The following is a 24935-nucleotide window of genomic DNA, read 5'->3' as shown; positions in this document are numbered from 1 at the left end:
GAGATTCAGGCAGTCTTTTTAACATCTAGTAATATGAATGCGGAAGCTTTCGTATTCTGCCTTGGCAAAAGGAAGCAAAAGTCCGCCGTTCATCAGTACATCTCCAGGATATTTCTTCCCATCGATCAGATAAGCACTGTGCGGATCCAGTCCTTTTAATTTGATATAATTTCCAGGACCATTGGGATGAATCTGTAAAGATACAATACACAGAAGGGCCTCGCTTTTATCTTCGGCAACAAATTCCCAGCTATGATAGCTTTGGGCTTCTGAGGGATCTGTCAGCCGATAGTAATTACCATTCTGGATTAAAGAATCATAGCTTTTGAACTCTTTGATCTGAGCTTTTACAAGAGCTTTTTCTTCATCGGACATTTGATTTACGTCCAATTCATATCCAAAAGTTCCTGACATAGCAACAGTTGCTCTGGTGTTCAGAGGAGTCATGCGCCCAGTCTGCTCATTAGGACATTTTGAAACATGAGATCCCATGGTGCTGACAGGATAACCGAAAGAAGTTCCATATTGGATGCTGAGGCGTTCAATAGCATCTGTATCATCACTGCACCAGATCTGCGGTGTATAATATAACATTCCGGCATCAAATCGTCCGCCTCCTCCGCTGCATCCTTCAATCAAGATATCAGGATAACGCTGAATCAGTTTTTCCAACATATCATATAAGCCCAGAATATAGCGATGGGCGACTTCTCCCTGCCTTTTGGCGGGAAGCTTAGCACTGTATATATCAGAAATACTGCGGTTGAAATCCCATTTCAGATATTCAATTTTTGCAGAATCCAGAACTTGGCAAATATGAGTGAAAATATAATCCCGGACATCTTCCCGGGAGAAATCCAGTACCAACTGGTATCGAGAACGACAAGGCGCCTTACCAGGAACCTGAAGAGCCCAGTCAGGATGTGCGCGATATAGATTGCTGTCTTCGTTGACACATTCAGGTTCAAACCAGATGCCGAATTGCAGGCCTAATTTGTGAATCCGCTCAGAAAGCTCGCCAAGTGTGCAACCTAATTTCTCTTCATTGACGAGCCAGTCACCTAGTCCGGAGACGTCCAGGTCGCGCTTGCCAAACCATCCGTCATCCATGACGAAGAGCTCGACGCCTAGTTCGGAAGCATCTTTTGCCATCTGGACTAATTTATCCCCGTCAAAATCAAAATACACGCCTTCCCAGCTGTTCAGAAGGATCGGTCGTCTAGCTGTTTTGTATTTGCCTCGGCATAGATTATTGCGGTATGCTTTATGATAGATATGCGACAGATTGCCAAGCCCACAGTCAGAAAAAGCCATAGCAGTTTCGGGTGCATAGAATTTTTCACCGGGTTTTATACAATAATAAAAATTATCAGGATGAATGCCCAGGAGAATCCGTGTCTGATCATATTGATCATATTCTGCAAGGCCTGAGAAATCTCCGCTGTATAAAAGTGAAAATCCATAACAATTACCGGTATCTTCCGTTGTGTCTTGCTCAGACAGAATGAAGAAAGGATTGTATTGGTGGCTGGAAGTTCCACGGGTGCTTCCGATGGACTGAATGCCATGCTGCAGAGGAGATTTTTGGTGCGTGCGTTCTTTTACATGTCGCCCATAGAATGTATGAAAATTAAAGTTTCCATGCAGATAGTCTACACAAGTACTTTGTATATTTTCAAAATAAAGATCATCACTACAGTGATTTTCAATACATACTGCTCTTGTGATAATGTCCAGATTTTCAAGAACTCCATAGTATATATGAACATAAAAACAGTGCCTGGTATCTTCCAGTGTGATGATGAGGGTATCTGCCTTTGTGTCTTCCGTTGCATAGATAGCGGGAAGCCCAGGAAGAGAATACTTACCATTTAGAATCTGATAACTGTAGTAACGAAGCTCACAGGCATTGGAACCGTCAGGATAACGGACTTTTAATGCCGTAGAGCGGTAGTCTCCGCTCCCATAGACGGGATACTCTTGTGGCAATGCGTCTAAGGAATAGGTCCTTTCGTTTTCCGTTTCATAAGGGTTCCCGGAAAAGCCCCTGTCTTCGTATGTAATCAGATAAGAATAGTCAAAAGAGGTTCCATTATTGCCGAACCAGGTATGGAGTAATACTCCATACCTGTCGGCTTTCATCTGGTACATGCTATGGTCTGTCTGTAGTGTAAATATTCGTTTTGTATCGTCAAGTAAAATTGCCATATGTACGTCCTCGCTTTGAATAATATTGTATTATTTTACTGCACCATTTACAACACCATTAATAATCTGTTTCTGACATACAATATAGAACAGAAGAATTGGAATCAGTGATAGTAAATAAGAAGCAAAAGCCAGATTGTAGTTGGTGCCGAACTGTGTCTGGAAAGTTAACTGTGCAAGAGGCAGAGTGTTTGTTCCCGTTCCGGACATGATGACCAGAGGGGTCATTACATCGTTCCAGGTTCCGAGAGCAGTCAGTACGGCAACGGTTGCGTGCATGGGTTTCATGATCGGGAAGATTACTTTCCAGTAAGTTGTCCATGTAGTTGCACCGTCCACGTAGGCGGCTTCTTCCAGTGCAATTGGAATGTTCTTTAAATAGCCGGAGTAAAGCATAACATTCATCGGCATATAGAACACTAAATAACATAATATAACTCCAAACCAGTTGTCAATTCCCATTTGTGCGGTTTGTTTTACCAGAGGCATCATAAGGATGGCAAATGGTACGAACATACCACTCACAATGTAAAGGTATGATAACTTGTAGAACTTGCTATGAGCCATAGCTCTTCCAATGGCATATCCCGCCAGAGAATGAATCAGGATTGCCAGAACTACAGTAGTGACTGTAATCAGAACGCTGTACCCAAGAGAATGCCAGAAATCTGTTACTCGCATAGCTTCTGCAAAATTTTCCAGACTCCAGGTACCTGGCAGACTTAAAGCTCCGGCAATATCATTGGTCATTTCAGATGGTTTTTTAAATGCAATTACGATTGCCATATAAAGTGGAAAGATTACCGTTACACAGCCAAGAATTAATAATATAGTGACAGGCCAGTTCGTAGCGGCAGCAACTTTGTTTTTCTTTTTCATTATAACTGTTCCTCCTTCTTTCCCATAAAATTAAGCTGGAATACGGAGATGGCTACGATTACCACAAAGAAGATAACCGCGTTGGCACTCTGAAAACCAAACTGACCGCCTCCAATACCATTGTTATAGATCAGATAAGAGATAGACTCGGTACTCTGTGCAGGACCTCCTTTGGTCAAAGCCATAATCTGGTCAAATACCATAAGGAAATCTTTCATGCTTAATACCATGTTAATGCTCAAAAACGGAATAATCAGTGGGAGAGTCAGTGACTTAAAACTTTTCCATCCGGTAGCACCATCGATAGCACCTGCTTCATACACGTCTTCTGGAACTGTCTGCAGACCTGAGATATAGATCAAAGTAGTCTGTGCAATTGCCTGCCATGAGGCAACGATTACGATAGCGATCCATGCAGTATTGGTGCTGGAGAGCATACTGGAAGTGCTTGTGACTGCCGGAAGAATATAGGTGAATATATATCCGAAAATATAACCGACAACCAGTCCACCAAGAATTCTCGGCACAAAATAGATACCACGCAGAGTACTTTTGGCTTTGATCTTGCTGTTCAGGCCAAGTGCAAGAATCAGAGCGATAATATTCGTAATAATTGTTGCAAGAATTGCAAATTTAAAAGTAAAAAGATAAGATTTTCCTACGCGGGCGTCAGTGAACAGGTCAATATAGTTGCGCAGACCAACAATGTCATAACTTCCAAATCCTTTGAAGTTTGTAAAACTGTACATGAATCCTTTGATCAAAGGAAGCGTGTTAAAGCAGAAGAACAGTAATAAAACGGGGATTGTGATTAACAGGAATGTCTGGTTTCTGCTAAGTTTTTTCTTCATTATTCATTCCCTCCATTTTCTTCATATTCCTGTACCTTACGGATAATGTCACGATTATAACGCTCCCAGTCAGAATCAAATTTTTTCAAAAATGCATTGACATCACCGTTGATTAAAAATGTCTGAATCTGTGCATCGACAGACATTTCGGCAGGATAATAGTGGTCTTGGTAATCAGCCATTTTTCCTTCTTTAATGTAAGAAGCCATACCATTTAAGACTTCTGGAAGTTCAAAATCGCCTTCTTTACAAGGGACGGCACTCTGATCATTCAGATAGATCTGGATGGTTTCATCTTTTAACAGATATCGTAATACCTCATAAGCGGCTTCTTTGTTTTCGCAGTCGTTTGTAACACAGAACTGAAGATCAATTCCGGAATTCAGAATATTTTCGTCAGCATTGTTATTCCCCGGCATTACAAAAGAATCAATATTCATATCCGGGTTTACAGACTGAATCTGAGGGACTGCATAATTACCAATCGTGTACATGGCAGATTCTCCATTTGCGAATGCGGTACAGGCATCATTGTAGTTATACGCATAAGGATCTTCAGGACCATAAGGAAGTAATTCTAACATTTTTTCTGACACTTCTCTGTACTCATCTGAAAAAGTGGTTTCTCCCCGGTTTACTTGCTGGCAGACATCGGCAGGAGCCAGGTCTACAGCAAGAGAGTTCCATGGAGCAAGGCAAGTCCAAGTGTCTTTGAAACCAAAATACAGCGGCTGGATTCCAGATGCCTGAATCTCATCGCACAATGCCATAAATTCATCCCAGGTGGTAGGAATATCCCAGTTATGCTCATCGAACATATCTTTGTTGTAGAGGATTCCCGCGGCATTGGCAACATAAGGAACGGAATAGACACCTTCTTCTGGAACATATTCCAGATTCTTGGCAATTTTAAGATAAGCGGGTTTGATGTCAGAGATTCCTTCAAAATCAGAAATATCCATCAACATATCGGAGTCGATGAAAGAAGAGAAATTAACATCTCCTCCAATACCGATAATGTCAGGGACATCTTCTTTGATAAAACGTGTTTTTAAGACAGTCATAGCATCGTTAGGAGATTCGATTTCCAGGACAATATCGTCATGGGTTGCATTGAATTCTTCTTCCATCTTTTCGAAAGCTTTGACTGCCTCTGGTTTGTACTGTACAAGATTAATATGGATTTTCCCGTCTTTCCCGGAAGAATTTCCGCAGCCGGTAGCAGCAACCATACCGGTTAAGACTGTAATCATAAGGAGTACAGTAACTAGTTTCTTTTTCATTTCACACCTCTCCTTTGCATGAATTATTGTTTCTAATCGAAATCATAGCAGTGGCGAAAAAAAAGGTAAATATTTCTATGTGTGTGGTTTGTTACCAAAATTCGTGATTGTTCGAAAATGGTTGAAGTATAGACGCATTTTGGTATATAATTAGCTTAAATATAAAAAATTTGTTAAAAATAGATAAAATAAAATCAGTAAATTGTGAAAAATACACAAAAACAAAGGCGGTGTTAGGATGTCTGATTTGTTGTTTTCTGTTTTTCAGGACGAACGTTTTATGGATTTAACAATTTATCAATATGGTTATGAAAAATGCAGCTCTCTGCATTCTTTCGGACCATTTGTAAGGAATCATTATCTGTTTCACTATGTGATCTCTGGCAAGGGTACACTGTACGCAGATGATGAAAGGTATAATTCGACTATTTACCAGATATCTGGCGGAAGCGGTTTTTTGCTTTTCCCAGAATATGCAAATATGTATTCCGCGGATAAGGATGAACCGTGGGAATATATCTGGATTGAATTTGGCGGACTTCGTGCAAAAGAATGTATAGAGATGGCCGGACTTTCTCAGAAAAATCCTATCTATGTACCGGATACACCACAGCATGGAGAAGAGTTGAAATGTCAGATGTTTACATTTATAGAGAATCAGAATGCGTCTTCGTTAAATCTGATTGGACGTCTGTATCTGTTTTTAGACAATTTGATTCAATATTCGACATCCAGAAAGCAGCTGCAGGGTGGAAAATTAAGCGAGTTTTACACCAGAGAGGCAGTTAACTTTATTGAGCAGAATTATGCCCGGAATATCACGGTAGAAGATATGGCCAAGAGATGCAAGTTAGACCGTAGCTATTTTGGAAAAGTATTCAAGAGTACGGTGGGAAAATCTCCGCAGGAATTTTTGATCCAGTATCGAATGACCAAGGCAGCAGAAGCGCTTACGCTTACCAATGCGACCGTTGGAGATATTGGAATCTCCGTAGGATATCCAAATCTATTACATTTTTCAAGAGCATTTAAAACCGTGTATGGAATATCTCCAAGAGAATTCCGGCAGAAAAATAAAATTGTGGATCATAGAATGAAGGATATATCAATAATAGATTGACAATCTTCTACAAATTAGGTATCATAAACTTTAATGAGTAAAAGCGTTAAAGTGCCGAAATTTATAATATTCGGCATGGAAAGGGGATTTTCAAATGCCGATTACAGATATCTTGGAGAAGAATTGTCGTCTGTACGGAGATGATGTGTGTCTGGTAGAGATTAATCCAGAGATGCCAGAGACAAGACGAGTAACATGGAAGGAATATGAGCTGATTGAGCCAGTACGTGCACCGTATCACCGTCGTGAGATTACATGGAATGTGTTTAATGAGAAGGCCAACCGTTTTGCCAACCTTTTGTTGGAAAGAGGTGTGAAAAAAGGTGATAAAGTAGCTATTTTGTTGATGAATTGTCTGGAGTGGCTGCCGATTTATTTTGGGGTTTTAAAGACAGGCGCTTTGGCAGTGCCGTTGAATTTCCGCTATTCTGCTGAAGAAATTAAATATTGTGTAGAACTGGCAGAAGTAGATGTGCTGGTGTTTGGACCAGAATTTATCGGACGAGTAGAAGAGATCGCTGATGATATCAGCCAACACAGACTTTTATATTATGTAGGAGATGGATGCCCTGGGTTTGCAGAAGACTATACGATACATTCTGCAAATTGTTCCAGCCAGTCTCCGAAGATTGATATCAATGATGAAGACTATGCTGCGATATATTTTTCATCTGGAACGACAGGTTTTCCGAAAGCAATTTTACATACTCACCAGGCATTGATGCATTCTGCGAAAGTAGAGCAGAATCATCATGGTCAGACAAAAGATGATGTATTCTTATGTATTCCTCCTCTTTATCATACGGGGGCGAAGATGCATTGGTTCGGAAGTTTTCTGACAGGAGGAAAAGCAGTTCTTCTGAAGGGAACAAATCCGGAATTTATTCTTCGGGCAGTATCGGAAGAAAAATGTACGATTGTGTGGCTGTTAGTTCCATGGGCACAGGATCTTCTGCTTGCTCTTGACAGTGGTAAGATTAATCTTGATGATTATCAATTGGATCAATGGCGCCTGATGCATATTGGTGCACAGCCTGTACCGCCAAGCCTTATTAAGCATTGGAAAGAGTACTTCCCACATCATCAGTATGATACGAATTATGGGTTAAGTGAGTCTATAGGACCAGGATGTGTTCATCTGGGAGTTGAGAATATTCATAAGGTTGGTGCTATTGGAAAAGCCGGTTATGGATGGGAAACAAAGATCATTGATGATAACGGAAATCCAGTGAAGCGGGGAGAGACTGGTGAACTTGCTGTCAAAGGTCCCGGAGTCATGGTAGAATATTACAATGACAAGAAAGCAACGGAAGAAGTTTTGCACGATGGATGGCTTTATACAGGCGATATGGCAATGGAAGATGAAGATGGATTTATCTTCCTGGTAGACAGAAAGAAAGATGTGATTATCAGTGGTGGAGAGAATATATATCCGGTGCAGATAGAAGATTTTCTCCGTACAAATGATGCGATTCTGGATGTGGCAGTTATTGGTCTCCCAGATCATCGACTTGGAGAGATTGCAGCAGCGATCATCTCTTTAAAACCAGACGTTGTCTGTACAGAAGAAGATATCAATGAATTCTGTAAAAAGCTTCCGCGATATAAACGTCCACGTAAGATTATTTTTGCAGATGTTCCGCGTAATGCAACCGGAAAGATTGAAAAGCCTAAGTTAAGAGAGATGTACGGTGCCGCGAAGTTAGTAGAAGAGCAAAACCGCAGCTAACTGATACATATAAGATAATAAAAAGATGCTGAAGAATACAGTGAAAAACTGTAACCTTCAGCATTTTTTTATTATTTTGCAGCTTTCTTGGCAAATTCTGTTGTCACAAGATCTTCATAAGGAGCACGTTCGGTGAGTTCTCCGGCATTTTCCAGAATATCTTGCAAAAGATCAAAACTATCTTCTTCAAAAATCAGATTATCCTTCCATGTGTCTTGATCATAGTAACGTGTGACGATGGCCGTAATAGTATCCTGATCAGTTTCTTTGAACTGTGGTGCGATGATGGAAGCAATCTCTTCAGGCGTGTGAGTCTGTACGTAGTCCATACCTTTCTGTAAAGCATTGGTGAAACCCTGGATGATATCTGGATGTTCATCAATATAGCTTTGCTTTGCAGAAAATGCGGTATATGGGACGTAACCACTGTCAGTACCAAGAGAAGCGACAACAAAGCCTTTTCCTTCTTTTTCCAGATTCGTCGCGCCTGGTTCGAATTCAATCGTAAAGTCAGCCTGACCTTCGGAAAATGCGGCAGCAGTGGAGCCAAAGTCTATGTTTTGATTGATATTCAGATCTTTGGATGGGTCAATGCCATTTTGCTTTAAGATATATTCAAATACCATTTCTGGCATGCCACCTTTTCGTCCTCCAAGTACATCTTTTCCCTTCAGTTCTTCCCAGGTAAAATCAGGCATCTCTTCACGGGCAACCAAAAAGTTCCCTGCTCGCTGGGTCAATTGGGCAAAGTTTACTACATAATCATTTGCCCCTTCATTGTAGGTGTAGATGGAAGCTTCGGATCCCATAAATCCGATATCAGCGCTGCCAGAGAGAACAGCGGTCATAGTCTTATCTGCGCCGAATCCAGTCTGAACAGTGAGTTCAATACCTTCCTCTTCAAAATATCCTTCTTCGATGGAGACATACATAGGTGCGTAAAAGATAGAGTGTGCCACTTCGTTTAAGATTACTTTCGTAAGCTTTGTATCCGTGACAGATTCAGTACTTGTGGATTCAACATCTTGATTTTCTGAAGTACAGCCTAACAGAGCAGTAATCGCTATTGCAATTACCAGGAAAACGGAAACAGCTTTCTTTTTCATGAATATCCTCCTTGAATTCCCTAATGCTATAATATATTCAAAAGAGAATATTGTGTGAAAATGAAAGATTAAAAAAGCTTTTATTGAAACATATTTTCGACGTAGTTGCGCATTTCATTGCGTGACTTTACTTGCCTTGCTCCATGAATAATACTTTTTTGTTCGGATTCGGGAAGCTGAGCAAATTTATTTAGAATGTCAGAATGTTGTGCAAGCTCCATTGTAAATCCAATGGGAAGTTCTCGATTATCAATCATTACAATCACCTCATGAATAGAATGTGCATTTAATAGAAATTTATGCAGCGACATCGTTTCTTTTTGAATTTAATAAATGAATATCTGGTATGAATAGGTTTGTGAAAAATATGCATACTACTTTTGAAAGGAGGAGTACATGATGATCGAGATAGATTCTTCAATAACAAATGATTCTCCTGGTATTGCTTACGCCAACCTTTCAGAAGAAATGTGTGAAAAAATCACAAAATTAGAACAGACGATTCAGAAAGAGACAGGAGAAAAGATTGCCCTTGTGGCATATCTTGTCTAAAAATGTACGAACAACAGGAGGATTATATGCATGAAAGAAAAGTCTTCGTTTACAACAGAAAAACCAATTGATTACACACAGACCAAAGATGCTTATGAGGGAAACAGGGAGTCTTCCATCTATCAGGATTCTCCGATTCCATCAGAGAAAAAGCCTGGCAAGAAGGAATATAATGATGGAATGAGCAGGGAAAATAGGTATGAATGAGAAAAAACGAGAACAGCAGAATCAGAAAAAAAGTAATGATAAATTTAATAGCATTACCCAAAAAACAGAGCTTGAAAATCAAAATCAGCATCATAATGTAAGAAAAGAAGCAGTAGACGCAAAAATAAGGCAGATATAAAACAATGGCAGTATTATGGAAAGTTCTCTTCCAATACTGCCATTGTTAAGTCATGATATTATATTCGATCATGATTAATCACTGTGTAAAATAATTCTTTTATCTTTTCTGACTGGTCTGTCTGTCCAAGAACCCACATAAGCTTTGCTACGATAGATTCGGTAGTCATATCTCCGGCTTGAAGAATTCTGGGATGCTCGCTGTATTTCTTTCCTACTTTATACACTTCGAGGTCACAGCCTTCCTCTGGTACCTGAGTCGTTACCGCCAAAGTTTTTCCAGAATCCACCCATGAGAAGATTGCCTTCTCAAAAGAATCAGGAATACCTCCGATTCCGAATGTTTCAAGAATAATAGCATCATAATGTCCTTTTAATAGATCAAAAATGTCAGATTTAGCTTCTGGTGTCAGTTTCAAGACAAATACACGATCATTAAGCTGGTCATAAGTCTTAAGATCCTCTGGAGCAGGCGGGATTTCCATATAGTGACGGATAATACGGTCATCATGAAGTACGGCCATCATTGGGAAATTCATACTTTCAAAGGCGTCAAAACTTCGAGTGCGCTGTTTGCGGCCACGGGTTCCTGCAACAGCTTTTCCATTAAATACAATATTCACATTGCAAGAAGCATCATCCACTGCATAGAGAATACTTTGATATATATTTATCTTTGCATCAGTATAAGGGTTACCCATTGGCTTCTGGGAACCCGTTAATACAATCGGTTTGCAGCTGTTTTGAATCAAATAAGACAAAGCAGCAGCTGTATATGCCATAGTATCCGTTCCGTGTAAAATTACAAAACCATCGTAAGAATCATATTGTTCCATGATTGCGTCACGAATCTGCAGCCATTGACGCGGACGCATATTCGTACTGTCGATATTCATAAGCTGAAGAACAGTTAATTGGCATATATCACGAATGCCAGGCACACTGTCTGCTAATTCCTCTCCGCTTATTGCAGGAGCCAAACCAGAATCTCCTTCTTTAGAGGCAATCGTACCTCCGGTAGCTATCATTAGTATCTTTTTCATAAAGTTACCTCACGTTATATAAGAATCATACCTTCATTAGCGTATATTTGAGAGTAAAATATGTCAAGTAGAAAATGAAAGTTTTTCATTTGGGTACACCACAAATTACAAAAAGGTACACCACAAAATGAAGTTGGGGACGTAGACTTTTTAAAAAAGTCTACGTCCCCAACTAACATATTACGATTACCTTTCTTGGTGTGGTTTGTGGCGGAACACTTCTTGTGGTTGTTGTATAATATACAATCAGTAATTGTCCTCCGGGGCTGCAGTTGTATGGCTGCCCGTTGGAGGTGACGATACTGGTTGAACGACCAAGATTTAGTTGTAGTGTTCCGTCTAAGGATAGGAGGCTTTCATCGAAATTGCCGGCGTAAATGGTCTCAGCTGGATTCCGGCGTCCGATGAATACAGTCTGGTACTGTGGCGGAAAGATAAGGGGAATAGGGAGGTTTGCGTCGTAGAATGCTGTAACATTCATACCAGGACGAAGCCGTATTTCTTCAATGACATATGTGCCTGGATGAATAATGAAATTCTGTATACCATCAGAATTGCGGATAGTAACCTGCTGTTGGCAGCAGTTGTTTCCAAATGCGGAAATATTCTGAATTGTGCCATTTACTGGTACTAAATTTATGGGTGGCATGAATAACACCCCGTTTTTGATTAATATATGCCAGATTATTTGCGTTGTTCCTCGGGCTTGATATTGGCAGCTCTTCCGTTGGGTGGAAGGAAGTGATACAGCTCTTCATAAGATTCGATTTCTTCAACAGAAACTGGTTCGGAAGGAATCAATCCGGTGCAGTCCTGAGTGGAAGCCGCATTAGAGAGATAGTCATATTCGTCAATAATTTTTTCGTTTTTTTTATCTTTCATTGTGATACCTCCAAATGTAAAATTCAAATGTATAGAATTAGAATGTGTAGAAAAAGATAAATGTATGCTGTATAATATTTCCTGGATTAAAAATAAATAATGTGAAAGAAGGATTTATCATGAAGATAGAAATTGACACCCATTCCCATACGTTGGCAAGTGGGCATGCATATAATACCATTCGAGAGATGGCATCCATGGCAGCAGAAAAAGGACTGAAAGGGCTGGCGATTACGGAGCATGCGCCACAGATGCCGGGAACATGCCATCCGTATTATTTTCAGAATCTGAGAGTTGTTCCACGGAAAATGTATGGTGTCGAGCTGTTCTTAGGAACGGAATTGAATATTATGAATGAGCAAGGAGAGGTTGATCTTTCCAAAGATGTACTGAAGCAGCTTGACATAGCCATTGCAAGTATGCATATACCGTGTTTTCAGAGTGAACGAACTGTAGAAAATATTACAAAGGCATACCTTCGTGTAATGGAGAATGAGTATGTAGATATTATTGGGCATCCAGATGATGGAAGATTTCCAGTTGACTGTGCCAAATTTGTAAAAGAAGCAAAGAAAACAGGGACCTTGATTGAGGTCAATAATTCTTCGCTCCGTCCAGATGGATTCCGTCTAAATACAAAAGAAAATTGCAGGAATATTCTTCAGGAGTGTAAAAAGCAAAGGGCGATGATTGTACTTGGCACGGACTCACATGTAGATGTTGATATTGCAGAATACGGATATGCCATAGAAGTATTACGGGAAGTTGATTTTCCGGAAGAATTGATTGCAAATGTGACATTAGAAAAGTTAAAACTCTCTTTAAAACGCAACAAAAAGGTGTAGACTTTATAAATTTAGTGTGTTAAAATGTAACAGTAATGATAATGTTACGAAGGAGATTATGTTATGAGTAAAAAGATAAGGACTGAAGCAGTAGACTATCTGTTTAGTGCGATCTTGAGCCTGAAAGATAAAGAAGAATGCTATACTTTTTTCGAAGATATCTGTACAATCAATGAATTGCTTTCATTATCACAGAGATTTGAAGTAGCAAAGATGCTGAGAGAACATAAGACATATCTTGAAATTGCTGAGAAGACAGGAGCTTCTACCGCGACTATCAGTCGTGTGAATCGCTCATTAAATTATGGAAATGACGGATATGACATGGTGTTCGAGAGAATTAATCAGAAGAAAGACTAATAGAAAAAGAAATAAGGCCGGTTGCCTTATTTCTTTTTTTTGTGATCCGGTTCCGGAAGTTCATCTATTAATTTTTCTATAATTAATTTTTTGACATATACATCAAAACTGAGACTGCAGATGAAAGAAAAGAATTGCAGATAATCCCTCTCATCTTCAGGAACATCGCTGAAACTATTGATTGCTGAATTGTAAGATTTGGCAACATCTTTTTGCAGTGCGTCAATTCTCGATTTTTCCAGTTTACATATCTCCTCATAGATAGAAGTCATGTTAAAGTCTTGTCCATTGTTAAAATACTTTTCTGTGATAGGGGCTAACATGGTCTCAATATCTTTGATAGACAGTATGTTTTTAAAATAATATATAAAGATCATGACTAATACATGTTCTTTGGAATATTTCTTTTTGACCGGAGGCGGAAGAAGATTATTTTTAGCGTAATTGTTGATCATAGTTTTTGTCAGGATTTTATCATTTTCATATCGCTTGGTAGAATGAAGCTGTTCTTCCATAAAGGTTGTCACCTGATCCATATATAGATCAATGTTCGGAATATCTCCGGGCCGTACATAGTCGATCCGTGAAATGCTAGATAAGATACTGTTTAGCATGTCCTTTGTATCAATTGTCATTTTATCACCTCAATAAAAGTATTATATAGTTTTTAAAACTATATGACAAGATTTTTTTCGGGTATAAAGAAAAATATTCTGAGTAAAAAAATGGAAAGTTTCTTGATGCTTGCACTTCTTTTGGAAAGTCCGTATAATAGAAACAGATTTTGAGGGAGGAATAGAAGTCATGAAATCGGTTGTGTTGTGCTATAACCTAAAAGAAACAAAAAAAGGCAGACAAGTTGCAATGATATTTGGTTTTCTGGGATATAAGATTCGCCATGTAGAAAAAGAAGAATATTTATGGCCGATAGGGAAATTGGCAGGAATGGAAAAAGTGGAGAGAGAGACCGAAGTGTATGATGGAGAGGGATTTGAAGAAGAGATGCTGGTCATACAGGCTGCTTCTGAAGATATGCTGGATAAAGCGCTGTTCCTCATGAGAAAGGAAAAATTACAGGTGCCGTTAAAGGCTGTTGTAACTGCATCTAATCAGGAGTGGACTTCAATTGCGCTCCATGACGAGATCTTAAAAGAACATCAGTTTATGACCAAACAGAATGGAATAGAAAGGAAATAGAAGATTTGAGTATATATGATACATTAAATGAACAGCAGAAGGAAGCGGTGCTTTATACAGAAGGACCGCTTCTTATACTTGCGGGAGCTGGGTCGGGTAAGACCAGAGTCCTGACTCATCGTATTGCTTATCTGATTGAAGAGATGGGTGTAAATCCGTGGAATATTCTGGCAATTACATTTACGAATAAAGCAGCAGGCGAGATGAGAGAACGAGTAGACAAGTTAGTGGGTTTTGGGTCTGAAAGTATCTGGGTAAGCACTTTTCATTCTACTTGTGTGAGAATTTTGCGCAGACATATTGATTTGTTAGGATATGATACGAATTTTACAATTTATGATACAGATGATCAGAAGACCTTGATGAAAGATGTATGTAAATTATTACAGATAGATACGAAGATTTTTAAAGAGCGATCATTAATGAGCGCGATTTCGCATGCAAAAGATGAGCTGGTGACGCCAGAGGAGTTTCGCCTTCAGGCAGAAGGTGACTTTAGTAAAAGGAAAATCGCGGATGTCTATGAAGAGTATGAGAAGCAGCTGAAAGCAAATAATGCTCTGGATTTTGATGATCTGTTGGTGAAGACAGTTCAGTTATTCCAGACACAGGCAGATGTACTGGACTATTATCAGGAACGGTTCCGTTATATTATGGTAGATGAGTATCAGGACACCAACACGGTGCAATTTGAGTTGATTCGATTATTATCTTCCAAGTATCGTAATCTATGTGTCGTAGGAGATGATGATCAGTCTATCTATAAATTCCGTGGTGCTAATATCAAGAATATCTTGAATTTTGAACAGGTCTTTGAAGATGCGAAGGTGATAAAGCTAGAGCAGAATTATCGTTCTACTGGTACTATTCTGAATGCTGCAAATGCAGTGATCCGCAACAATGTAGGAAGAAAGGATAAGACACTTTGGACAGCCAATGGAGAAGGTGAAAAACTGGAGTTTCGTCAGTTTGATTCTGCGTATGATGAAGCAGAATATATTGTAAGTGACATACGTGAGCATGTGAACCAGGGAGCTTGTACATACAATGATAATGCGATTCTTTACCGTACCAATGCACAATCACGTATGTTTGAAGAGAAGTTTGTGACAGCCAATATTCCTTATAAAGTTGTTGGCGGCATTAATTTCTATGCGAGGCGTGAAATTAAGGATTTATTGTCCTATCTGAAAACAGTAGATAATGGACGGGATGATCTGGCGGTGCGTCGAATTGTGAATGTGCCGAAGCGAGGAATTGGACTGACAAGTATCAACCGAGTACAAGAATACGCTGCACAGCATGAGATAGGATTCTATGATGCGCTTCGTGCAGTTGATCTGATTCCGAATATTGGACGTGGGGCATCGAAACTGGAATCTTTTGTTGCATTAATTGAACATTTTAAAGCGGATGCTTTGGAGATGAGTCTGTCTGATCTTATGCAGGAGATTATTGAAGAGACAGGATATGTTGAAAGTCTGAAAGAAGAGGACAGTGAAGAAGCAGAAGCAAGAATTGAGAATATAGATGAGTTGATCAGTAAGATCACAGCTTATGAAGAAACCTGTGAAGATATGAATGAACCTGCAACTCTTAGCGGCTTTCTTGAAGAAGTTGCGTTGGTGGCAGATATTGACAGTCTGGATGAAAGCAGTGACTATGTGGTGCTAATGACACTGCACAGTGCGAAGGGACTGGAGTTCCCACACGTATATCTGGCTGGAATGGAAGATGGAATTTTCCCGAGTTATATGACGATTACAGCCGATGACCCAACTGAAGTAGAAGAAGAAAGGCGTCTTTGTTATGTGGGAATTACCAGAGCGGAGAAAGATTTGACGTTGACTTGTGCGAGACGTCGCATGATTCGTGGTGAGACACAGTATAATAAGATGTCTAGATTTTTGAAAGAGATTCCAATGAATCTATTATCTACGGGTATGGTATTTGAAAAAGAGAAGGAAGAACCGATAAGACAAAGCGCTTATCAACAGGCAAAACAAGCATTCAAGACGAAAGCATTTGCTACGCAAAAGCCGGTGAAGCAGTTTGGAAATGGTGGTGGAAAAGGACCAGGATACGGTGTCGGTGACCGGGTACGCCATATGAAATTTGGAGAAGGAACGGTAACTGCCATTATAGAAGGTGGAAGGGATTATGAGGTTACAGTAGATTTTGACAATGCCGGAACAAAAAAAATGTTTGCAACTTTTGCACGACTCCAAAAAGTATAAGAAATCAGATATTTTCATATAAATTTGTAGTAATCTCAAAAAATAAGTGCTATAATAAAAATAATAGTTGATGCTTGTTGCGAAAACAAGAGAAAGGATGTGGGAGCATGAATAAAGTAGAAGATATTATTGCAGCAACAAAGTTAAGTGAGCTAATTAGCAAGAAAGAAGAAGATAAGCAGTGCAAGACAGTACTGTGGGTTCTGGCTATCATCGGAGCTGTAGCAGCCGTTGCAGCAATCGCTTACGCTGTATATTCTTTCTTTACACCAGATTATCTGGAGGATTTTGAAGAAGATTTTGACGATGATTTTGATGATGATTTCTTCAGCGAAGATGATCAGGTATAAGTAGATACTGATCACACAACTTAATGTGCAATAGAGAAAGCAGGTTAGAAGCCTATGTAATGTAGAAAAAGGTATCTTACCTGCTTTTGTCTTGGAAGAAGACAGAGAATATATCAGTGGAAGGAGTATGTGGATGGATGAAAAGTGTTATGCACTCTTGATCGATGCAGATAATATATCTGCCAAGTATATCAAACCGATACTGACAGAGTTATCAAAATACGGAGTGATTACATATAAAAGAATCTATGGAGACTGGACAAGCACGCAGCATTCCAGCTGGAAAGATGAATTACTGAAGAATTCCATTACGCCCATTCAGCAGTTCAGTTATACACAGGGGAAGAATGCCACAGATTCGGCAATGATCATTGATGCAATGGATATTTTGTATACCAATGATGTGGATGGATTCTGTATTGTGTCCAGTGATAGTGATTTTACACGGCTGGTCAGTCGACTGAGGGAAAGTGGAAAGATGGTTATCGGAATGGGAGAGAATAAGACACCGGAACCATTCCGAAAGGCATGTGATAAGTTTACGATTTTGGAAAATCTTTTGATTGAGCAGGAACTTGGACGATCAAAACCGGAAGATGTACATGACAAATTAAGCAAAGAAAAGATTGAAGATGCTATTATCAAGATGGTTATTGAGAATCAGAATAGTAATAAAGTAACTGGACTGGGAGAGATAGGAAGTCGTCTGGTAAATCTGTATCCAGATTTTGATGTCCGAAGTTATGGTTATAATATGCTGTCAAAGTTCTTGGAAGAATTCTCAAGAATTCAATTAGTCAAAAGTGGAAACATTGTATCGGTTGCACTAAGAGAAGACTGGGAGATGAAAGAAGATATTGATAAATATGTACTTTCGATTGCCAGGAAAGCAGGAAAAAATGGAATAGAACTCAGTGCTCTTGGTAATAAAGTATATGAAAAATATAAAGACTTTAAGATTAGTGATTATGGATATGCACAGTTTAATCAATATGTGAAAAGTATTGATCATATCAAAGTAGAACAGGACGGAACTATATTAAAAGCGAAATGTACGATACAATAGTAGAAGAAAGGAATTAACAACATGAAAAAAGGGCAGGTATACGAAGGAATGATTGAATCGGTAGAATTTCCTAATAAGGGAAAAGTATTCCTACCTGAAGAAGAAAGATATGTAATCGTAAAAAATGGAGTTCCAGGGCAGAAAGTGAGTTTCTCTGTGAATAAAATACGAAAAGGAAAGGCAGAGGGACGACTTTTGGAAGTCTTAGAACATTCTCCTATGGAAATAGAATCAAAATGTCCACATTTTGGACAATGCGGCGGATGTACTTATCAGAATCTTCCTTATGAAGAGCAGATCAGGATGAAGGAAACACAGGTAAAAGCTATGATGGATGAAGCGGTGGAAGGTGATTACATCTGGGAAGGTGTGAAACCAAGTCCTGTGACACAGGAATATCGGAATAAGATGGAGTTCTCTTTTGGCGATGAATATAAAGATGGGCCATTGGCACTTGGAATGCATAAAAGAGGTAGTTTTCATGATATTGTAAATGTGTCCGATTGTCAGATTGTGGATGCGGATTACCGAAAGATCCTTACCTGCACTTTAGAGTATGCAAGAGAATCAGGACTTCCGTACTACCATCGGATGAGGCATACCGGATTCTTCCGACATTTGCTTGTTCGAAAAGCGGTAAAGACAGGAGAGATTCTGATTGATCTGGTCACGACAACAGAGTCTGAGTTTGAAAAGGAATTTGATGGACAGAGATGGGTTAAGAAGCTTTTGTCTCTGGAATTGAATGGAACGATTGTCGGTATATTGCATACCAAGAATGACAGTGTGGCAGATGTAGTAAAAGATGAAGGAACCGAGATTCTATATGGTCAGGATTACTTTTATGAAGAACTCCTGGGATTGAAGTTCAAGATTACCCCATTTTCTTTCTTTCAGACGAATTCCCTCGGAGCCGAGGTACTGTATGAGACGGCAAGGGAATATATCGGAGAGACGAAAGATAAGGTGATCTTTGATCTGTACAGTGGAACCGGAACGATTGCGCAGATTCTGGCACCGGTTGCCAAGAAGGTAGTGGGAGTAGAGATCGTGGAAGAAGCTGTGGAAGCTGCAAGAGAGAACGCAGAACTTAACGGCCTTAACAACTGTACCTTCTGGGCGGGAGATGTGCTGAAGGTGATTGATGAACTCGGCGAAGTGCCGGATCTTATTATGTTAGATCCGCCAAGAGACGGAGTGCATCCTAAGGCATTGGAGAAGATTACGAATTTTGGCGTGGACCGTGTCGTCTATATTGCCTGTAAGCCGACCAGTTTGGCAAGAGATCTGGAGATGCTGCAGGGAAGAGGGTATCGTGTGGAACGGATTGGGTGTGTTGATTTATTCCCGGGCACAGTCCATATAGAGACGGTCTGTCTAATGTCCAAGGTGAAATAAAAAAATGATAGTAAAACAAATAAAATGCAGGTGACATCAGTCTATTGCTGATATCCCTGCATCTTATTTGTTTTATATGATCTACTTACATGCTTTTAAGATGGCTTTCAGATATTCCCAGGAACGTTCGGTGGACGCAATGTCTACCCTCTCTTTTACTGAGTGAACATCTGGAAGGTTTGGTCCGAAAGATACAATATCGAGATCTGGTTTCTTGTCAAAGAGAATGCCGCATTCCAGTCCGCTGTGGGTTGTCTCAACCTGTGGATCTGTTCCGTACATTTCTTTATAGAGCTCGATCATCATTGGGCGGAGGGTTGAATTCTCATCGAATTCCCATGCAGGATATTCACCAGAGATTTCATAAGAAGCGCCGATTAATTCACACCACATAGCCAGCTGATTCTTCATGTCTTCCAGTTTGCTCTTCATAGAACTTCTTACCTGGAAACGTACTCTGACTGCATCGTCCTTGGTTTCAACAATTCCTGGGTTCAAAGAAGTCTCTACTGCTTGTGGGAAAGAACGGTCGTAGCACTGTACTCCGTTTGGAATACCATACAGATATTGAATCACACGAGAAGTTGTGTCAGCGTCAAATGACTGATAGATACCTTCTTCCACCGATTCAGCTGTAATTGTCAGGCCTGGTTCGGAACCAAGGAATTCAGCAGAGATCTTGTTCGCTAATTCGGCGGTATCTTTTATGATTGCATCCGTCTGTACGGTATCTGCAACGATGACTGCATGATTAAACATGGCAATGACATTGGCAGCAGTACCACCCTGCATATCCATCAGATTAAAGTCATAATCTTTTGCAAGTGTATATAATACACGTCCCATGATCTTGTGGGCGTTACCACGTTGCTTCTGAATCTCAGCACCGGAGTGTCCTCCCTGAAGACCTGTAACTGAGATCTTGATTTTCGTTCCTTTTTCTTCACTCCATTCGATTGGAATAAAGGTGTCATAAATAAATCCACCGGCACATCCGACTGTCAGTACACCCTCTATCTCTGAATCCAGGTTCAGGCATTTCCTTCCCTTTAACTGAGACAGATCAACCGCTTTTGCACCGCCCATGCCAATTTCTTCATCGACTGTGAAGATTGCTTCAATCGGTGGATGAGGAATATCGGTACTTGCAAGAACTGCCATTGCATAAGCAATTGCGATTCCGTCATCTCCTCCAAGAGAGGTGTTCTTTGCTCCGATAAAACCATCTTCCACAAAGAGGTCAAGCGGATCATTCTTAAAATCGTGATCGCTGTCTGGTGTCTTCTCGGTTACCATATCCAGATGACCCTGTAAAATAACTGGTTCACTGTCTTCATAACCCGGTGTTCCCGGCTTCTTGATAATGACGTTGTTCACTTCGTCCTGTATGTATTCCAGATTGTGAGCTTTTGCGAATTCTACGCAGAAATCACTTGCTTTTTTCGTGTAAAATGTTCCCCTTGGCACTTTACTAAGCTCTTCAAAGTAGTGGAATACTTCTTTTGGTTCAATGTTAGATAAAGCTCCCATTTTTATTTCCTCCGTTTATAATAAATGTAATTATAGTATAGCATAAAAAAGGACTTTTGAAGACAATCAATCAGAAAAAGTCCCTTCTAATGTTAGAAGCGCTCTTTTCTTATCGATTCCACCGGCATATCCGGTCAGGCTTTTGTCACTTCCAAGAACCCGGTGACAGGGAATGATGATGGAGATGGGATTATGTCCGACGGCACCGCCGACTGCCTGTGCTGACATATGGGGAAGGTTCTGTTGTCTGGCAATGGCCTGGGCAATCTGTTTATAAGTCGTTGTCTCTCCATAAGGTATCTTTTTTAATTGATTCCACACATTTATACGGAAATCCGTGCCGGAAAGGGATAACGCAGGAGTAAAGTCTGGTTTCTGACCCTGAAAATAGATGTCAAGCCAGTGGCAAGTTTCCAAAAAGATGGGAAGCTTTTGACAAACAGAGTCATCAGACAGATTGGATCCGAAGTATTTCTGCCCGTCAAACCATAATCCGGTTATGGCCTCGCCATTACTTGCCATAGTAATATCTCCCAATGGGGAGTGGTATTTGTACTGATATTGCATAATATAGACCTCCATGAAAGTAGGATGTGCCTTTAGAGTGACGCATGTCTAGGAGATGATTCCCTGGGCATGCTCTAATTCGGCATAGGCTCCGTTTTTTGCAAGAAGTTCTTCCCGTGAACCTTGTTCCAGGATGCCTTTTCCTTCTACAACAGCGATTCGGTCTGCGTTGCGGATCGTAGAAAGTCTGTGTGCAATCACGATACAAGTCTTATCTTCACTGAGACGGTCGAGACTTTGCTGGATCTTCTGTTCTGTGACACTGTCCAGTGCGGAAGTAGCCTCATCTAAGATCAGGATTGGAGGGTTTTTTAGGAAGACTCGTGCGATAGAGATTCGCTGCTTTTGTCCTCCGGAGAGTACAACACCTCTTTCTCCGATATAAGTATTGTATTCGTCCGGCATCTGCATGATCTCATCATGAATCTCTGCCAGATGGGCGGCTCTCATGACTTCTGCATCCGAGGCATCCGGACGTCCATAGCGTATATTGTCCATAATCGTGCCGGCAAACATGAAGACATCCTGCTGGATGATTCCGATGTGTTTTCGCAGACTTTCCTGCGTAATATTCCGGATATCGATACCGTCAATCGTGATGGATCCGGAATCGACATCGTAGAATCTCGGAAGCAGATGGCATAATGTCGTCTTTCCACTTCCAGAGGAGCCGACAAGTGCGAATCTTTCGCCGGGGGCAATATCAAGATTGACATGTTCCAGAACCTCTGTGCCGTCATCATAAGAGAAGCATACATTATCATAGTGGATATGGCCTTCTATGTCCTTTAGTTCAATCGCATCTTCTTTATTATTGATCTGTGGCTGAGTACGCATGATTTCCAGAAAACGTTCGAAACCGGCAGAGCCTTGTGTGTAGATCTCCATAAATTGTGCAAGCTTGCGGACCGGAGCAGTAAAGGTTGAGACATATAGGGTAAATGTAATAAGATCTACGTAATCCATCTTCTGGTTCATGATCAGAAGTCCGCCGATTGCGATGACAGCGACCTGCATGATTCCTACGGTTGCTTCAACGCCTCCGTTAAACAGTCCCATGGCTTTGTAATAGCCGACTTTGCTTTCTTTAAAATGCTGGTTGGCAATTGCGAATTTGGTTTCTTCAGAGTCCTCATTGGCAAATGCTTTTGCAGTACGGATTCCTGAGATTCCACTTTCGATGGCAGCGTTGATCTCGCCGGTCTTTTTCTTGACTTCGATATTGGCCTGCTGCATCTTCATGCGCTGGCGGATGGAAAATGCCAGACAAGCTGGAATCAACAGAAGCAGTACGAGACTTAATGGGATGTTAATTGTCAGAAGAACAGCAAGCGCACCGATAATCGTCAGAGTGCAGGTTAAAATGATCTCCGGACCGTGGTGCGCAAGTTCGACGATCTCAAAAAGGTCATTGGTAACCCTTGCCAGTAACACACCGGTACGATTCTTATCAAAGTAACTGAAAGACAGAGACTGCATGTGTGTGAATACATCTTCCCGCATATCGGCTTCCACGAGAGTTCCCATGGTATGGCCGATGATCGTCACCAGATAATTAAATACAGCTTTCAAGATGTATGCAAGAAACATGATCGCCATTACGATAAAAAATGTATGAAAAACATTTTGAGGCAGTAAGGTGTTCATAGACCATCTTGAGACATATGGGAAAATCAGATCGATCAATGCGATAATGACCGACAGGATCATATCAATGGCAAATCCTTTTTTGTGGGGGCGGATATAGGATGTGAAGACAGCAAGCTTCGATCCATTGTAATTGATCGGTTCCTTTTTTGTATTATTTTCTTTACCTATAGAGGCATCCATATATATTCCTTCTTCCTGATTCAATCGTTCATATATAATAGTTTGCAGTGTTTCCTGCATATTCCAATCCAAAAACAATTTCATTATTAACATAATTGACAGAAAGTGTCAATAAATCGGGATCATTTCTTTTCAGAGATTCAGCAGCGTTATTGTAGTATCTCTTGACAGAACATAAAAAAAAGAGTTCAATTAATGTCAGGAGGAAATGTGATGGTGGAATTAAATGAAGAAATGAAACAGTATATGCTGCGGTTCGGATGGAAAAACCTGACGCTGGATATAGAAGAGATTACCAGTTGATGCGCTCCTCCGCGCAAGGAGATGTCAGTAGGAGTTACTGATAAGGCGAAGGAAGAGATGCAGGAAGAGGGCTATGTGTGTGAACAAAGCGAACTGGGCAATGTGTTCTATCCAGAGGAAGGAATTATTGTATCAGATAAAATAGTAGTAAAACGTATGGAATATCCGTGGCTTACCTGCTTTGAAGTGGAAGGGATTGAGATTATAAAGTCAGAAAGGGGAGTGGGAATATGATGATTTCAGATATATATAAAAATAAAAAGAGAAGCTTATCTTTTGAGATATTTCCGCCGAAAAAAGATGCAGAACTAAAAAATATTGATGAGACCCTGTCCATCTTGTGCGAATTAAAACCAGATTTTATCAGTGTGACATTTGGTGCGGGCGGCAGTTCTAACTGTAATCGGACCATTGAATTAGCGAAGAAAATCAAATATGAGTATCATGTGGAGCCGGTGGTCCATCTGACTTGTCTTTGCTATGATAAGGCAGAGATTGATGAATTTTCGAGAGTATTGATGCAGGAAGGAATGCAGAATATTCTTGCACTTCGGGGAGATCGGAATCCGAATGTCCCTGAAAAAGATGAATTCAAGCATGCGTCTGATCTGATTGCTTATCTGAAGGAAAAAGGCGATTTCTGCATTGCAGGGGCATGTTATCCAGAGTGTCATCCGGAATCAGAAAACAGGGTCATTGAGATGCGCAATCTAAAGAAAAAGGTAGATGCCGGAGCAGAAGTGCTTTTATCTCAGTTGTTTTTTGATAATGACCGTTTCTTTCGATTCGAAGAGGACTGTAGGATAGCCGGAATAGATGTGCCTGTGATTCCGGGAATCATGCCGGTGATCAATGCGGCACAGATTCAGAGAATGGTGACAATGTGCGGAGCGTCTTTCCCGGAACGTTTCCAGAAGATTATTGATAAATATGCAGATAATAAAGAAGCATTATTTGATGCAGGAATGTCTTATGCATTGAGCCAGATTATTGATCTTCTGACCAGTGATATTGATGGAATTCATCTGTATACTATGAATAATCCGGTGGTTGCAGGAAAGATCTGCGAAGGAATCCGGCATATTATATAGAATGAAAAGCCAGAATATAATAATTTGTACAAAAGAAAAAGATAACTTCTCGGAATCTCAATGAATGAGATTCCAAGCGAAAATTGACAACTGAATATCGTGCAGGAAAAGAAATTTGCGAGAAATGGACATAAACATTGGACATAGAGGATACTATGCCTTG

At 40.3% G+C, this 24935-nt stretch carries 27 protein-coding genes; 14 read left to right on the top strand and 13 right to left on the bottom strand.

Features of this window, described 5'->3' with window-relative positions; translation table 11 throughout:
* Positions 1 to 18: 18 nt before the first annotated feature.
* From ABE613_RS09275 to ABE613_RS09260, 4 genes are read right to left on the bottom strand one after another with little or no spacing between them, the layout of a single operon-like run.
* Positions 19 to 2208, bottom strand: a complete 2190-nt coding sequence (locus tag ABE613_RS09275; RefSeq protein WP_347376218.1) for an alpha-galactosidase — start codon at positions 2206 to 2208, stop codon at positions 19 to 21.
* Between the two features lie 30 nt (positions 2209 to 2238).
* Positions 2239 to 3087, bottom strand: a complete 849-nt coding sequence (locus ABE613_RS09270) for a carbohydrate ABC transporter permease (protein WP_235233795.1) — start codon at positions 3085 to 3087, stop codon at positions 2239 to 2241.
* Positions 3087 to 3938 carry a carbohydrate ABC transporter permease gene (locus ABE613_RS09265; protein ID WP_235233796.1) on the bottom strand — a complete coding sequence of 284 codons (852 nt, stop codon included), beginning with the start codon at positions 3936 to 3938 and terminating at the stop codon, positions 3087 to 3089. Before ABE613_RS09265 ends, ABE613_RS09270 begins: the two co-directional genes overlap by 1 nt.
* Complete coding sequence (locus ABE613_RS09260; protein ID WP_347376217.1) at positions 3938 to 5221, bottom strand: ABC transporter substrate-binding protein; 1284 nt, start codon at positions 5219 to 5221, stop codon at positions 3938 to 3940. The genes ABE613_RS09265 and ABE613_RS09260 overlap by 1 nt, the downstream gene beginning before the upstream one ends.
* 238 nt (positions 5222 to 5459) lie before the next feature.
* Here ABE613_RS09260 and ABE613_RS09255 point away from each other — a divergent pair, with 238 nt between their 5' ends.
* Together ABE613_RS09255 and ABE613_RS09250 are read left to right on the top strand one after the other, a co-directional pair.
* Positions 5460 to 6341 (top strand): AraC family transcriptional regulator, encoded by an 882-nt coding sequence (locus tag ABE613_RS09255; protein ID WP_347376216.1) that lies wholly within the window; start codon positions 5460 to 5462, stop codon positions 6339 to 6341.
* Between the two features lie 94 nt (positions 6342 to 6435).
* Positions 6436 to 8070, top strand: a complete 1635-nt coding sequence (locus tag ABE613_RS09250; protein ID WP_235233801.1) for a class I adenylate-forming enzyme family protein — start codon at positions 6436 to 6438, stop codon at positions 8068 to 8070.
* A 71-nt stretch (positions 8071 to 8141) separates the two neighbouring features.
* Here the strand turns inward: ABE613_RS09250 and ABE613_RS09245 are convergent, their stop codons facing one another.
* Positions 8142 to 9176: an ABC transporter substrate-binding protein gene (locus tag ABE613_RS09245; RefSeq protein ID WP_347376215.1), complete on the bottom strand. Its 1035-nt coding sequence runs from the start codon at positions 9174 to 9176 to the stop codon at positions 8142 to 8144.
* Positions 9177 to 9256: 80 nt separating this feature from the next.
* Positions 9257 to 9433, bottom strand: a complete 177-nt coding sequence (locus ABE613_RS09240) for a hypothetical protein (protein ID WP_235233803.1) — start codon at positions 9431 to 9433, stop codon at positions 9257 to 9259.
* 139 nt (positions 9434 to 9572) lie between these two features.
* Here ABE613_RS09240 and ABE613_RS09235 point away from each other — a divergent pair, with 139 nt between their 5' ends.
* From ABE613_RS09235 to ABE613_RS09225, 3 genes are read left to right on the top strand one after another with little or no spacing between them, the layout of a single operon-like run.
* Positions 9573 to 9728: a hypothetical protein gene (locus ABE613_RS09235; RefSeq protein ID WP_235233804.1), complete on the top strand. Its 156-nt coding sequence runs from the start codon at positions 9573 to 9575 to the stop codon at positions 9726 to 9728.
* 30 nt (positions 9729 to 9758) lie between these two features.
* Entirely contained in the window at positions 9759 to 9935 is a 177-nt protein-coding gene (locus tag ABE613_RS09230; RefSeq protein WP_235233805.1) for a hypothetical protein, read from the top strand.
* Positions 9928 to 10074, top strand: a complete 147-nt coding sequence (locus ABE613_RS09225) for a hypothetical protein (protein ID WP_347376214.1) — start codon at positions 9928 to 9930, stop codon at positions 10072 to 10074. The genes ABE613_RS09230 and ABE613_RS09225 overlap by 8 nt, the downstream gene beginning before the upstream one ends.
* A 58-nt stretch (positions 10075 to 10132) precedes the next feature.
* Here the strand turns inward: ABE613_RS09225 and ABE613_RS09220 are convergent, their stop codons facing one another.
* The 3 genes from ABE613_RS09220 to ABE613_RS09210 form a co-directional block, all read right to left on the bottom strand.
* Positions 10133 to 11116, bottom strand: a complete 984-nt coding sequence (locus ABE613_RS09220) for an asparaginase (protein ID WP_347376213.1) — start codon at positions 11114 to 11116, stop codon at positions 10133 to 10135.
* Positions 11117 to 11288: 172 nt separating this feature from the next.
* On the bottom strand, positions 11289 to 11765 hold the full coding sequence (locus ABE613_RS09215; RefSeq protein ID WP_347376212.1) for a hypothetical protein: 477 nt from the start codon (positions 11763 to 11765) through the stop codon (positions 11289 to 11291).
* A 35-nt stretch (positions 11766 to 11800) separates the two neighbouring features.
* Positions 11801 to 11998 (bottom strand): hypothetical protein, encoded by a 198-nt coding sequence (locus ABE613_RS09210; protein ID WP_235233810.1) that lies wholly within the window; start codon positions 11996 to 11998, stop codon positions 11801 to 11803.
* A 119-nt stretch (positions 11999 to 12117) separates the two neighbouring features.
* Between ABE613_RS09210 and ABE613_RS09205 the strand changes: the two genes are divergently transcribed.
* Positions 12118 to 12843 carry a phosphatase gene (locus ABE613_RS09205; protein ID WP_347376211.1) on the top strand — a complete coding sequence of 242 codons (726 nt, stop codon included), beginning with the start codon at positions 12118 to 12120 and terminating at the stop codon, positions 12841 to 12843.
* Positions 12844 to 12906: 63 nt separating this feature from the next.
* Positions 12907 to 13203 carry a YerC/YecD family TrpR-related protein gene (locus ABE613_RS09200; RefSeq protein WP_235233814.1) on the top strand — a complete coding sequence of 99 codons (297 nt, stop codon included), beginning with the start codon at positions 12907 to 12909 and terminating at the stop codon, positions 13201 to 13203.
* 26 nt (positions 13204 to 13229) lie between these two features.
* Here the strand turns inward: ABE613_RS09200 and ABE613_RS09195 are convergent, their stop codons facing one another.
* Entirely contained in the window at positions 13230 to 13838 is a 609-nt protein-coding gene (locus ABE613_RS09195; protein WP_235233815.1) for a DUF1836 domain-containing protein, read from the bottom strand.
* 169 nt (positions 13839 to 14007) lie between these two features.
* Here ABE613_RS09195 and ABE613_RS09190 point away from each other — a divergent pair, with 169 nt between their 5' ends.
* The 5 genes from ABE613_RS09190 to rlmD all read left to right on the top strand — a co-directional run bounded on the left by ABE613_RS09190 (position 14008) and on the right by rlmD (position 19451).
* Complete coding sequence (locus ABE613_RS09190; protein WP_235233816.1) at positions 14008 to 14400, top strand: DUF3783 domain-containing protein; 393 nt, start codon at positions 14008 to 14010, stop codon at positions 14398 to 14400.
* A 5-nt stretch (positions 14401 to 14405) separates the two neighbouring features.
* On the top strand, positions 14406 to 16637 hold the full coding sequence (gene pcrA / locus ABE613_RS09185; protein WP_347376210.1) for a DNA helicase PcrA: 2232 nt from the start codon (positions 14406 to 14408) through the stop codon (positions 16635 to 16637).
* 107 nt (positions 16638 to 16744) lie between these two features.
* Positions 16745 to 16987, top strand: coding sequence for a DUF4366 domain-containing protein (locus tag ABE613_RS09180; protein WP_235233820.1), 243 nt, complete (start codon positions 16745 to 16747; stop codon positions 16985 to 16987).
* A gap of 133 nt (positions 16988 to 17120) precedes the next feature.
* Positions 17121 to 18053: an NYN domain-containing protein gene (locus tag ABE613_RS09175; RefSeq protein ID WP_235233821.1), complete on the top strand. Its 933-nt coding sequence runs from the start codon at positions 17121 to 17123 to the stop codon at positions 18051 to 18053.
* Positions 18054 to 18074: 21 nt separating this feature from the next.
* The gene (gene rlmD, locus ABE613_RS09170; protein WP_347376209.1) at positions 18075 to 19451 is read left to right on the top strand and encodes a 23S rRNA (uracil(1939)-C(5))-methyltransferase RlmD; all 1377 of its coding nucleotides are present in this window, start codon (positions 18075 to 18077) and stop codon (positions 19449 to 19451) included.
* A gap of 81 nt (positions 19452 to 19532) precedes the next feature.
* Here rlmD and ABE613_RS09165 read toward each other — a convergent pair whose 3' ends face one another.
* The 3 genes from ABE613_RS09165 to ABE613_RS09155 form a co-directional block, all read right to left on the bottom strand.
* Positions 19533 to 20981, bottom strand: coding sequence for an aminoacyl-histidine dipeptidase (locus tag ABE613_RS09165; protein WP_235233826.1), 1449 nt, complete (start codon positions 20979 to 20981; stop codon positions 19533 to 19535).
* A gap of 66 nt (positions 20982 to 21047) precedes the next feature.
* Positions 21048 to 21548 (bottom strand): methylated-DNA--[protein]-cysteine S-methyltransferase, encoded by a 501-nt coding sequence (locus ABE613_RS09160; protein ID WP_347376208.1) that lies wholly within the window; start codon positions 21546 to 21548, stop codon positions 21048 to 21050.
* Positions 21549 to 21596: 48 nt separating this feature from the next.
* Complete coding sequence (locus tag ABE613_RS09155; protein WP_347376207.1) at positions 21597 to 23438, bottom strand: ABC transporter ATP-binding protein; 1842 nt, start codon at positions 23436 to 23438, stop codon at positions 21597 to 21599.
* Between the two features lie 264 nt (positions 23439 to 23702).
* Between ABE613_RS09155 and ABE613_RS09150 the strand changes: the two genes are divergently transcribed.
* Both ABE613_RS09150 and metF read left to right on the top strand, forming a co-directional pair.
* On the top strand, positions 23703 to 23915 hold the full coding sequence (locus ABE613_RS09150; RefSeq protein ID WP_235233829.1) for a hypothetical protein: 213 nt from the start codon (positions 23703 to 23705) through the stop codon (positions 23913 to 23915).
* Entirely contained in the window at positions 23912 to 24772 is an 861-nt protein-coding gene (metF, locus tag ABE613_RS09145) for a methylenetetrahydrofolate reductase [NAD(P)H] (RefSeq protein ID WP_235233831.1), read from the top strand. The genes ABE613_RS09150 and metF overlap by 4 nt, the downstream gene beginning before the upstream one ends.
* The last annotated feature ends 163 nt before the right edge of the window (positions 24773 to 24935 follow it).

Source organism: Dorea chungnamensis, assembly GCF_039832125.1.
Lineage (GTDB): Bacteria > Bacillota > Clostridia > Lachnospirales > Lachnospiraceae > JAFBIX01.
The sequence above is the reverse complement of the archived record's forward strand: the minus strand, read 5'-3'. Positions and strand labels throughout refer to the sequence as shown.

What these genes read in the sequence shown, in the direction of transcription:
- ABE613_RS09240 (WP_235233803.1), bottom strand. Translation starts at nt 9,433, where the DNA reads ATGATTGATAATCGAGAACTTCCCATTGGATTTACAATGGAGCTTGCA.
- ABE613_RS09230 (WP_235233805.1), top strand. Translation starts at nt 9,759, where the DNA reads ATGAAAGAAAAGTCTTCGTTTACAACAGAAAAACCAATTGATTACACA.
- ABE613_RS09190 (WP_235233816.1), top strand. Translation starts at nt 14,008, where the DNA reads ATGAAATCGGTTGTGTTGTGCTATAACCTAAAAGAAACAAAAAAAGGC.
- ABE613_RS09255 (WP_347376216.1), top strand. Translation starts at nt 5,460, where the DNA reads ATGTCTGATTTGTTGTTTTCTGTTTTTCAGGACGAACGTTTTATGGAT.
- ABE613_RS09155 (WP_347376207.1), bottom strand. Translation starts at nt 23,438, where the DNA reads ATGCAGGAAACACTGCAAACTATTATATATGAACGATTGAATCAGGAA.
- ABE613_RS09265 (WP_235233796.1), bottom strand. Translation starts at nt 3,938, where the DNA reads ATGAAGAAAAAACTTAGCAGAAACCAGACATTCCTGTTAATCACAATC.
- ABE613_RS09205 (WP_347376211.1), top strand. Translation starts at nt 12,118, where the DNA reads ATGAAGATAGAAATTGACACCCATTCCCATACGTTGGCAAGTGGGCAT.
- ABE613_RS09150 (WP_235233829.1), top strand. Translation starts at nt 23,703, where the DNA reads ATGTCAGTAGGAGTTACTGATAAGGCGAAGGAAGAGATGCAGGAAGAG.
- ABE613_RS09180 (WP_235233820.1), top strand. Translation starts at nt 16,745, where the DNA reads ATGAATAAAGTAGAAGATATTATTGCAGCAACAAAGTTAAGTGAGCTA.
- ABE613_RS09270 (WP_235233795.1), bottom strand. Translation starts at nt 3,087, where the DNA reads ATGAAAAAGAAAAACAAAGTTGCTGCCGCTACGAACTGGCCTGTCACT.
- ABE613_RS09200 (WP_235233814.1), top strand. Translation starts at nt 12,907, where the DNA reads ATGAGTAAAAAGATAAGGACTGAAGCAGTAGACTATCTGTTTAGTGCG.
- ABE613_RS09225 (WP_347376214.1), top strand. Translation starts at nt 9,928, where the DNA reads ATGAATGAGAAAAAACGAGAACAGCAGAATCAGAAAAAAAGTAATGAT.
- ABE613_RS09210 (WP_235233810.1), bottom strand. Translation starts at nt 11,998, where the DNA reads ATGAAAGATAAAAAAAACGAAAAAATTATTGACGAATATGACTATCTC.
- ABE613_RS09275 (WP_347376218.1), bottom strand. Translation starts at nt 2,208, where the DNA reads ATGGCAATTTTACTTGACGATACAAAACGAATATTTACACTACAGACA.
- ABE613_RS09160 (WP_347376208.1), bottom strand. Translation starts at nt 21,548, where the DNA reads ATGCAATATCAGTACAAATACCACTCCCCATTGGGAGATATTACTATG.
- ABE613_RS09235 (WP_235233804.1), top strand. Translation starts at nt 9,573, where the DNA reads ATGATGATCGAGATAGATTCTTCAATAACAAATGATTCTCCTGGTATT.
- rlmD (WP_347376209.1), top strand. Translation starts at nt 18,075, where the DNA reads ATGAAAAAAGGGCAGGTATACGAAGGAATGATTGAATCGGTAGAATTT.
- ABE613_RS09260 (WP_347376217.1), bottom strand. Translation starts at nt 5,221, where the DNA reads ATGAAAAAGAAACTAGTTACTGTACTCCTTATGATTACAGTCTTAACC.
- metF (WP_235233831.1), top strand. Translation starts at nt 23,912, where the DNA reads ATGATGATTTCAGATATATATAAAAATAAAAAGAGAAGCTTATCTTTT.
- ABE613_RS09220 (WP_347376213.1), bottom strand. Translation starts at nt 11,116, where the DNA reads ATGAAAAAGATACTAATGATAGCTACCGGAGGTACGATTGCCTCTAAA.
- ABE613_RS09215 (WP_347376212.1), bottom strand. Translation starts at nt 11,765, where the DNA reads ATGCCACCCATAAATTTAGTACCAGTAAATGGCACAATTCAGAATATT.
- ABE613_RS09165 (WP_235233826.1), bottom strand. Translation starts at nt 20,981, where the DNA reads ATGGGAGCTTTATCTAACATTGAACCAAAAGAAGTATTCCACTACTTT.
- ABE613_RS09175 (WP_235233821.1), top strand. Translation starts at nt 17,121, where the DNA reads ATGGATGAAAAGTGTTATGCACTCTTGATCGATGCAGATAATATATCT.
- ABE613_RS09250 (WP_235233801.1), top strand. Translation starts at nt 6,436, where the DNA reads ATGCCGATTACAGATATCTTGGAGAAGAATTGTCGTCTGTACGGAGAT.
- ABE613_RS09245 (WP_347376215.1), bottom strand. Translation starts at nt 9,176, where the DNA reads ATGAAAAAGAAAGCTGTTTCCGTTTTCCTGGTAATTGCAATAGCGATT.
- ABE613_RS09195 (WP_235233815.1), bottom strand. Translation starts at nt 13,838, where the DNA reads ATGACAATTGATACAAAGGACATGCTAAACAGTATCTTATCTAGCATT.